The sequence below is a fragment of the Streptomyces chlorus genome, from assembly GCF_042655885.1.
Classification (GTDB): domain Bacteria; phylum Actinomycetota; class Actinomycetes; order Streptomycetales; family Streptomycetaceae; genus Streptomyces; species Streptomyces chlorus.
Genome location: NZ_JBHSOA010000012.1, coordinates 192,178 through 201,216 on the forward strand (window position 1 = coordinate 192,178; position 9,039 = coordinate 201,216).

The 9,039-nt window shown below is 74.0% G+C and carries 6 protein-coding genes; 1 reads left to right on the forward strand and 5 read right to left on the reverse strand.

All coding sequences use genetic code 11. From position 1 onward, the window contains the following. Nucleotides 1–65 precede the first annotated feature (65 nt). The 4 genes from ACFPZI_RS07690 to ACFPZI_RS07705 form a co-directional block, all read right to left on the reverse strand. Nucleotides 66–1,466, reverse strand: a complete 1,401-nt coding sequence (locus ACFPZI_RS07690) for a PrsW family intramembrane metalloprotease (RefSeq protein ID WP_381359964.1) — start codon at nt 1,464–1,466, stop codon at nt 66–68. A gap of 52 nt (nt 1,467–1,518) precedes the next feature. After that, on the reverse strand, nt 1,519–2,400 hold the full coding sequence (gene trmB / locus ACFPZI_RS07695) for a tRNA (guanosine(46)-N7)-methyltransferase TrmB (protein ID WP_381359966.1): 882 nt from the start codon (nt 2,398–2,400) through the stop codon (nt 1,519–1,521). Between the two features lie 359 nt (nt 2,401–2,759). Beyond that, a complete protein-coding gene (gene lhgO, locus ACFPZI_RS07700; RefSeq protein ID WP_381359969.1) occupies nt 2,760–4,004 on the reverse strand; it encodes an L-2-hydroxyglutarate oxidase in 1,245 nt (414 codons plus the stop codon). 121 nt (nt 4,005–4,125) lie between these two features. Further along, on the reverse strand, nt 4,126–5,550 hold the full coding sequence (locus ACFPZI_RS07705; protein ID WP_381359972.1) for an MFS transporter: 1,425 nt from the start codon (nt 5,548–5,550) through the stop codon (nt 4,126–4,128). A gap of 717 nt (nt 5,551–6,267) precedes the next feature. Between ACFPZI_RS07705 and ACFPZI_RS07710 the strand changes: the two genes are divergently transcribed. Further along, nucleotides 6,268–8,400 (forward strand): asparagine synthase-related protein, encoded by a 2,133-nt coding sequence (locus ACFPZI_RS07710; protein WP_381359975.1) that lies wholly within the window; start codon nt 6,268–6,270, stop codon nt 8,398–8,400. 140 nt (nt 8,401–8,540) lie between these two features. Here ACFPZI_RS07710 and ACFPZI_RS07715 read toward each other — a convergent pair. Further along, nucleotides 8,541–9,039, reverse strand: a 499-nt coding sequence (locus tag ACFPZI_RS07715; protein ID WP_381359978.1) for an NPCBM/NEW2 domain-containing protein, incomplete at its 5' end; no start/stop codon positions are given.

Below are 9,039 nucleotides of genomic sequence, written 5' to 3' on the forward strand. Positions count from 1 at the left end.
TCGCAGCCACAGCCCCGGCAGTCCTGACGACGACCCCCCGACGTCAGGGCTGCCGGTCCGGCGTTTCAGGGGCGGTACGGGTACGCGTACGGGTTCGGCCCGGACGCCGGGTACCCGGGGTGCACGGAGTGCGGGGGGTTCATGGCGCCGTACGGCCCGTACGCTCCGTACCCCCCGTACGCGCCGGGTAAGCCGTACGCGCCGTACAGCGGCCAGGACGGGGCGGGCGGTGCGGTGACTCGGGCCGCGTGTTCCAGAGCCGGGCGGGCCGTGTCGCGGCGCTGCCACAGCTCCCGTAGCAGCTCGTGCTCCCGTGCGGTGAAGTCTGTACCCGCGCGGCCGCGGCGCCCCCGGTGCCGCAGGAACGCCAGCGACGTCGCGTACGCCCCGTACTGCGCCACCGCGCGGGCCGCGGCCCGGCCGCCGTGCCGGCGCGCGTACCGCCGGGCGACGCGCCGAGCCCGCATCGAGCCGAGCGCGTAGGGCTGGGCCGGGGACAGCCAGCCGGCCCTGACGTACGCGGGCAGCTCCTCCCGTACGGTCCGCAGCTCGCGCTGCCGGGTCCGCACCACCAGCCAGGTCAACAGGCCGAACGACGGCAGCATGAACGCCGCGTACACGGCGAAGAAGCCGTACTCGCCGAGGGTCGAGGAGACGTTCCACAGCGCGTGCATGCCCATCGCGAGCAGCAGGCCGCCGAGCGGGAGCAGGAAGCGCACCGGGCGCCGCCGCCCGGTGGCGAGCGCGGCCGTCCCGAAGCCGATGCCGGTGAGGACCGTGAAGAGCGGGTGCGCGAACGGCGACATGACGACGCGGACGAAGAACGTCGCCGCGGTGACGGAGGAGACGCCGCTGCCGCCGGTGAGCTGGTCGGTGCCGAAGGCGGTGCCGAGGTAGAGGATGTTCTCGGTGAAGGCGAAACCGGTGGCGGTGACCCCGGCTATCACCACGCCGTCGAGGAGGGTGGTGAAGTCGCGTCTGCGGAACAGGAAGACCAGCAGGACGGCGGCGGCCTTCGCGGACTCCTCCACGACCGGGGCTATCACGGTCGCGCCGAGCGTATCCGCGCGGGACGGGTCGGCGGTCTCCGTCGCTATCCACTGGGTGGCGAAGCTGTTGGTGACGATCGCCATGAGCGCGGCGGCGCCGGCGCCCCAGGCGAACGAGAAGACGAGGTTGCGCCACGGGCCGGGCGCGACCCGGTCCAGCCAGCGGAACGCGGCGACCAGCAGCGGGACCGGCAGGACGGCGAGGCAGAGGCCGACCAGGAAGCCCTCCGTACCGGTCTGCTCGCGGACCAGGCCCAGGATGACCAGACCCGAGAGCGCGAGGAGGGCTGTCAGCGCCCCGTGGCGCACCCAGGGCCGCTGCCACCAGTGCGCGTGCCGCAGGGCGGGCCCGTCGGCCGGTCCTGCGGGACCGGGGGCCGCGCCGGGATGTGTCGGATGCGGACGGCTGATGGCCACGACATTGACCCTAACGAGGGAACGGTGCTGCCCGCAGGAACACCAGGTGGGCTCAGGTACCGGCGGCGTCCCGGTCCTCGGGCCGGTCGGCCCCGTGGTCCCCGCCGGCCCGGTCGGCGGGCTGGTCGGCATGGGGTACGCGGCGGAAGATCAGGTCGTTCACCACATGGCCCTTGTCCAGTCCTTGTCCCTCGAAACGGGTCAGCGGCCGGAACTGCGGGCGCGGCGTGAAACCGCCGTCCGCCACGGTGTTCTCGAAGCCGGGGTGCGCGGTCAGCACCTCGAGCATCTGCTGGGCGTACGGTTCCCAGTCGGTGGCGCAGTGCACGGTCGCGCCCGGGGCGAGGCGGGCCGCGGCGAGGTCGAGGAAGGCCGGCTGGATCAGCCGGCGCTTGTGGTGCCGCTTCTTCGGCCAGGGGTCGGGGAAGTAGACGCGCAGCCCGCCCAGCGCGTCGGGGGTGAGCATCTCGCGCAGCAGGATGATCGCGTCGCCGTTGCCGACGCGGACGTTGTCCAGGCCGTGCTGGTCGGCGAGGCCGAGCAGATGGCCCTGGCCGGGGGTGTGGACGTCCACGGCGAGGATGTTGGTGCCGGGGTCGGCGGCGGCCATGCGCGCGGTGGCCTCGCCCATGCCGAAGCCGATCTCGAGGACGACCGGGCGGTCGTTGCCGAAGAACTCGGCGAGGTCGAGGCGCTGCCGGCCGTCGACGTCGAAGCCCCACCGGGGCCACAGCCGCTGCAACGCTTCCTCCTGCCCGGCGGTGACCCGGCTCCGGCGTGGCTGGAAACTCCGGATCCGCCGCTCGAAGTGCGACCCGGCGGGATCGGCCTTCGGGCCGTCCGGGAAGCGGGGCTCCCCCTTCTCCCGGGTACGGCGGACCGAGGCACCGGGTGTGTGCTCGGGGTGCTGGGTGTGTGCTCCGGCGGTGCTCATCGGAGGCCTCCGGGGACGCTCCCGGCTTCAGCCGGGTGGAGAGTCGAACTTTTGTGGTACGGGGCGAGGAACGGGGTTGTGCCCCGGAGGTGAGAGACCTCCCACACGGCTGGGTAAGCCGACTGTCGTGCGTCGCGAGAACCAAGCACGCGCAACTCCTTTGTCCTGACGGGCAACCGGGCAGGTTCCGTCCCGGCTGGTGTCGAGAGCGTCAGACTTGTGCGCTCGTTGAGCGAACGAGCTGCTTGAGCCAGGAATCCCCTTGCTTCGGCCGGGGGAGGGTTCAAGGAGTCAGACACAGTGCTGTCGATTTTACGAGGGGTACGGCAGGTGGTCGCCGTGCCCTTCACCCTTTCCGTTCATCGCCCCGGCTCCGCCAGCTCCGCCAAGGCCCGCCGCGCGACCTCCCGGCCGATGGGCAGGGACGCCGTCGCCGCAGGCGAGGGGGCGTTCAGGACGTGGACCGCGCGGGGCGTCTCCTGGATCAGGAAGTCGTCGGCGAGCGTGCCGTCGCGCAGCACCGCCTGGGCCCGTACGCCCGCCGGGGCCGGGACCAGGTCGGCCTCCCGGACCGCGGGCACGAGCCGGCGGACCGCCTCGGTGAAGGCCCGCCGGGACAGGGAACGGTGCAGCTCGCCGGTGCCGTGCCGCCAGTGGCGGCGGGCCAGGTGCCGGGAGCCCGGCCAGGCCAGCGTGGCGGCCAGCTCGCGCGGGCGGACCGTACGCCAGTCGTAGCCCTCGCGCGCCAGTGCCGGTACGGCGTTGGGCCCGACGTGGACGCCTGAGTCGATGCCGCGCGTGAGGTGGACGCCGAGGAACGGGAACGCCGGGTCGGGCACCGGGTAGACCAGGCCGCGGACCAGCTCCGGGCGGGCCAGCTCGTAGTACTCGCCGCGGAACGGCACGATGCGCATGCCGGGATCGTCGCCGGTGAGGCGGGCGATTTCGTCGCAGTACAGACCCGCGCAGTTCACCAGCATCCGGCCGCGCACGATGTCCCCGGCGGCGGTCCGGGCGGCCACGCCCAGGTCCGGGCGGCGGTCGACCCGGGTGACCCGCGCGCCGTAGCGGATCTCCGCGCCGGACGCGGCCGCCAGCCGGCGGGCCACCGCCGCGTAGTCGCAGATGCCGGTGGTGCCGACGTGGATGGCGGCCAGGCCCTCGACCTCCGGCTCGTACTCGGCGATCTGCGCGGCGCCCAGTTCGCGGACCGTCAGACCGTTCTCCCGGCCGCGCTGGACCAGGGAGTGCAGGCGGGGCAGCTCGTCCCGGCGGGTGGCGACGATCAGCTTGCCCGTCACCGCGTGCGGGATGTCGTACTCCGCGCAGAACTTGACCATCTCGGCCGCGCCCCGCACCGCGTACCGCGCCTTCAGGGAGCCGGGGCGGTAGTAGATGCCGCTGTGGATGACGCCGCTGTTGCGGCCCGTCTGGTGCCGGGCGGGGCCGGGCTCCTTCTCCAGCACCGTGACCCGCGTGCCCGGCGCCGCGCGGGTGATCGCGTACGCCGTCGACAGGCCGACGATGCCGCCACCGATCACCAGCACGTCGCAGTCGTACGCCCGCCGCGCCACCCGCACCACCTCCAGGTCCCGATAGTGCACTGCGCCACTGACAACGCCCCTAAACCCGCGGAAGCGGCAAGGGTCTGCCGGCATCTGCCGGGTGCGGCCGGCAAGGGCGGTGGTCCGGGCGGCGGCCAGGATCAGGCGGAGGGCATGGGCATCAGGCGGGGGTCATCAGCAGGGGCCGGGCGCGCTCGCGCAGCTCGACCACGCGGGGTTCGTCGCCGTAGGGCTCCAGGCGGTGCAGGAGGTCCCTGACGTACTCCGTGGTGCGCGCGGACGAGATGCGGCCGGCCACCTCCACCGCGCGCACCCCCTGCTCGCAGGCGGCGTCCAGGTTGCCCGACTCCAGCTCGGCGACCGCCGAGACGACGAGCCGCAGCCCGTGCGAGCGGACGAACTCCTCCGTCGGCCGTGACAGCGCCTGCTCGGTGAAGCGGCGGACCTGGCGGGGCGCCTTCAGGTCGCGGTAGCACTCGGCGGCGTCGGCGGCGAAGCGGTCGTAGGAGTAGAAGCCCAGCCAGATCGGGTCGCTGTCACCGGGGCGGGAACGTTCCAGCCAGCCCTCGGCCGCCCTCAGAGCCGCGCCGGCCGCCAGGGCATCACCCGCGCGTGCGTGCGCGCGTGCCTCCACGAGCCGGAAGAAGCTCATGGTGCGGGCCGTGGCCAGGCCGCGGTTGCGCTCCAGCGCGGCCTGGGCGAGGTCGACGCCCTCGTCACCGAAGCCGCGGTAGGTGGCCTGGAGGGACATGGAGGCCAGTACGTATCCACCCAGGGGGACATCGGCCGCCGCGCGGGCCAGGCGCAGGGCCTGGATGTAGTAGCGCTGGGCGGCCTCCTGCTGGCCGGTGTCGAAGGCCATCCAGCCGGCGAGCCGGGTGAGTTCGGCCGACGCGCCGAACAGGGAACGGCCCACGTCGTCGGCGTAGGAGCCCAGCAGCAGGGGCGCCGCCTCGACCCGCAGGCACTCGGGGACCATCGACGAACGCCAGTCGCCGCCTCCGTACTTGGAGTCCCAGCGGCGCGCGTCCTCGGCGGCCTCGCGCAGCTTGCGCACATCGCTGTGGCCGACTCTGGCCGGTGCGGCGGAGCCCTCCGCGGGGCTCACCTCGCGTGCGACCGAGCTGTCGGCCGGGGTTATCAGCCAGCGTGAGGCAGGCGTTGCGTATGCGCTCACTGCGAACGATCCGGCGAGCGACTGCCAGATGCCGCCGGACCCCGCGCGGCGGCCGGCCAGGTCCAGCCGGTACAGCTCGGTGGCGGACTTCACCGCCTGTCCGACGTCCCGGGGGAAGGCCAGGCCCACTTCGGGCGCGGGATCCGCGTCCGCCAGGCCGATCTCGTGGAGCGGCACCGGGCGGCCGAGCTTCTGGCCGATGGCGGCGGCGATCAGGTGCGGCGCCGCACCCTGCGGCACCATGCCCTTCGACACCCAGCGCGCCACCGACGTCTTGTCGTAGCGCAAGGTCAACCCGCGTTGGGCGCCAAGGTCGTTGACGCGCCGCGCGAGGCCCGCGTTGGAGATACCCGCGAGGGCGAGAACAGTGCCGAGCTTTTCGTTCGGCCCGCGTAGCTCCCTGGACATGCGCCACCCCTCGACACAGACGGCTGCCGCTCTGGCATAACCGCGCGGCATTCGTAAACCCAGCGTAGTTCGCCGCATCCCAAGCGTTAAGGGGCATTCTTCCGGATGGCGGGATTGTGGTCCGTACTGAAGTGCGGGTCCGATACGCGCAGTTGCGGCATGCTCCCGGCGTGTGGCCGTGCGCCCGTGCGTGCGCTCTCCTCCGGCCACCGCGGGAGCGATTCCATGGTCCGTGCGTGGGTCGGCCCGCTGTACTGGATCCAGTGGGCTGGGGGACACCGCCGTCTTCATCCCCGCGGGCGGCGGAACGGTCCGGGAGACGCACTCCGTCTCCCGGACTGCGCGACCCCTCGGCGGTGCGCAAAGCCTGTACGGAGCGTGTTCGAGGGTGTCCTCACCTCTCCGAATTGGCCGAAAATCGACCCCGCTGTTCCGGGGCTATCAGCGCATCTACCACGGCAGTTGAGGGCGCGTTAGTGGTTCTTGGGGCGCGCTGGGGGGCGCATTCGCGTCGCAGTGGTGCAGGTGGGTGCGTGATCGCGAGCGGGCGATCTCCTTGCCTCGGGCGGGTGTTCGGATCGGGGCAGGAGTATCCGCCGGGGCGCATCCGACGGAGCACATGCGGTACCGGCATCCCTCCTGAGCGCCTCCTTCATGGCAGCATGGGTGAACCGGTGCGCGCGGTGCGCCGGTTGTCCACAGCCTGTGGAGGCGTCGATGCGGTGGTTGGTGGGATGGAGCAGCGCCGCCGCGGGCGCCCTGGCGTACGGCTCCGCCGGCGCCACCGGCTCCGACGGCGAGACACTGCAACCGGTGGGTTCCCACCCGTTGTGGGGCGACCCCGATCCGCTGTGGGCGGTCGGCGACTGGCGGCCCGACGAGGTCCGGGTGGTGACCGCCGACGCCGAGACCCGGATCGCCGTCCTCGGCACCTGCGGCGCCTCCGACGAACAGCTGCGCGTCGCCCTGTTCGCCGCGCGCGGCGGCGCGCTGCGCCATCTGACCGCCTGGCCGGGCAGCTACACCGCCGTCGTACAGGTGGGCCGCCGGGTCACCGTCTGCGGCGACCTCGCGGGCGCCCGGCCGGTCTTCCACACCCCCTGGGAGGGCGGCACCGCGTACGCCACCGCCGCGCTGCCGCTCGCCGACCTCGTCGAGGCCAACCTCGACTTCGGTCACCTCGCCGCGCTCCTGGCCGCCCCCGACGTGCCGGCCGCGCTCCACGACTCCACTCCGTACGACGGCGTGAAGCGCGTTCCGCCGGGGCACGCACTGATCCTCCGCGCCGGGGCGCGGGAGATCGCCGGGTACGAGCCCGTCGCCTCGCTCGCCGTCGCCGCGCCGCCCGCCGACCCGGACCGCGCGGTGGACGCCGTCCGGGACGCGCTGGTCGAGGCCGTACGCACCCGGCTCGCCGCGCCCCGGCACGTCCCCGGCGCCGACATCGATCCCGGCCCGGTGCCGGGCATGGGTCCCGCCGAACGGCGCGCGGCGCGCGGGATGCCGGTGCCGGGGATCGGGGCCGACCTCTCCGGCGGGCCCGCCTCCGGGACACTGGCGCTGCTCGCCGCCGGGCTGCCGGGCATGCCGGGGACCGTGCTGGGGCACGGCACGGGCGCGGGCGAGCGGCTGCTCGCCGTCACGTTCAACGATCTCGCGGGGGGCCCGGCCGGTGCGGGCAGCGGTCCGGCCGGCGGGCCGCTCGGCGGCCGGGAGGACGAACTCGCGCGCGCCGGGGCGCTGGCCGCCAACCCCCGGCTGCACCACGTGGTCGTCCCCGGCGGCGAGGACACCCTGCCGTACGCCGACCTCGACGGGCCGCTCACGGACGAGCCGGCTCCCTCCCTGGTCACCGCCGCCCGGCACCGGGCACGCCTGGCCGCGGGCAGCGCCGACCACTTCACGGGGTACGGGGCCCGGCAGGTGCTCGACGCGCATCCCGCGCGTCTCGCCGACCTCCTCATGGACCGCAAGCGGCGCCATCTCGTACGGCCCGTCGCCGCGCTGGCGAAAGCCGACGGGTCCGTGATGGTGCCCGCGCGCGTGTACGCCGCGGCCCGGCGCCTGTCCCGTACGCCGTACCGCACGGGTCTCGAGACCCTCGCGGAGCAGCTGCTGCGCCACCAGCTGGACGACGGGACTCCCTGGGGCGCGGCGGACGCCTCACTGGCCGCGCTGACCTGGGGAAGACCCGGCCCGGCGGCGCGCTGGCTGACCGGCGAGGCGCTCGCTGAAGTATCGGTTCGCCTTCAGGCGTCCACCCGCCGGTCCGACGTGGGGCCGGGGCAGCGGCCCGGCGACTTCCGCGCGCGTGCGGCACTGGCCCGGCACGCGGCCGATGTACGGGTGCTGGAGCAGGCCGCCGAGATCCGCTTCCAGCGGTTGCACACACCGTTCCTCGACAACCAGGTCGTCCGCGCGTGCCGGGGGTTGCCCGAGGCGCTGCGGGTGAAGCCGGGGGCGCGGGCCTCCGTACTGCGGGCCGTGCTGGAAGGCGCGGGCGTACGGGACCTGCCCGCCGGGTGGGGCGCGCCGACCCAGGCGAACACCGCTGCCGCGGCGCGGATCGGGCTGCGGGTCGCCGCGGGCACGCTGATGACGCTGTTCGACACGCCGCTGCTCGCGGAGGCGGGGCTGGTCGAGGCCCGCGTGGTGCGCAAGGCGCTGCGGGCTGCGGCGGAGGGGGAGCCGCTGCCGCTGGACGGGCTCGCGGATCTGGTCGCGCTGGAGCTGTGGCTGCGGCGATTGCTGGCGCGGCGGGGGACGTGCTGGACGGGGACGCCTGGGCGGCAGCGGGCGGTGCCCGGGGGGATCGCCCCGCAGCGGGGGGCGTTGGCCCGGGGGGTTTGAGAGGACCTGCGGCGTTTCAGCGGGTTCGGTTGGGTGCGGTCGGCGGTCCTGTGCCGGTCGGTGGTCCTGTGCCGGTCGGTGGGGCTGCGCTTCGTGTGCGGCTGAACGCCGAGTGCCGTGCTCTTCGTCCGCCGTTGGGCCTACGTGCAGGTGAAGCGGGACTCGGCCCAGTCGGCCAGGACCAGGTGGTCGAAGTGGCTGTGAGGTTCCACCACCAGGCGTACGGTCCTGCGGCCCGTCAGGTCCACGTGGACCGGGGTGGCCGGGGCGCCGCCCTTGATCGAACCGGAGTTCCACAGGGGGACGCCGTCCGCGTGGACGGAGAAGGTGACCTTGCCCAGCTTCATCGTCAGATCGTCCGTGCCGACCATCGCGTCGTAGGTGGTGCACGGGCGGTTCAGGTCGATGGTGACGGAGGAACGACCGCGGACCGTCACGCCCGGGGAGTAGCTCCGGTGGGCGATGGACAGGGTCGAGCGCTGCCAGACCCGGCTGCTCTCGCCGATGCGCATTTCGGGAGCGTCGCCGTCGTCGCTGATGTCGTGGGCGAGCTCGCTCCACTGGTGGACCGTCGGGGTGGGCGGAGGCGGTGGAGTCGGGGTGGGGGTTGGCGTGGGGGTGGGTTTCGGGGTCGGCGCG

Excerpts from the sequence above, each read along its gene's own strand:
- trmB (WP_381359966.1), bottom strand. The coding sequence starts at position 2,400 with ATGAGCACCGCCGGAGCACACACCCAGCACCCCGAGCACACACCCGGT.
- ACFPZI_RS07705 (WP_381359972.1), bottom strand. The coding sequence starts at position 5,550 with ATGTCCAGGGAGCTACGCGGGCCGAACGAAAAGCTCGGCACTGTTCTC.
- ACFPZI_RS07710 (WP_381359975.1), top strand. The coding sequence starts at position 6,268 with ATGCGGTGGTTGGTGGGATGGAGCAGCGCCGCCGCGGGCGCCCTGGCG.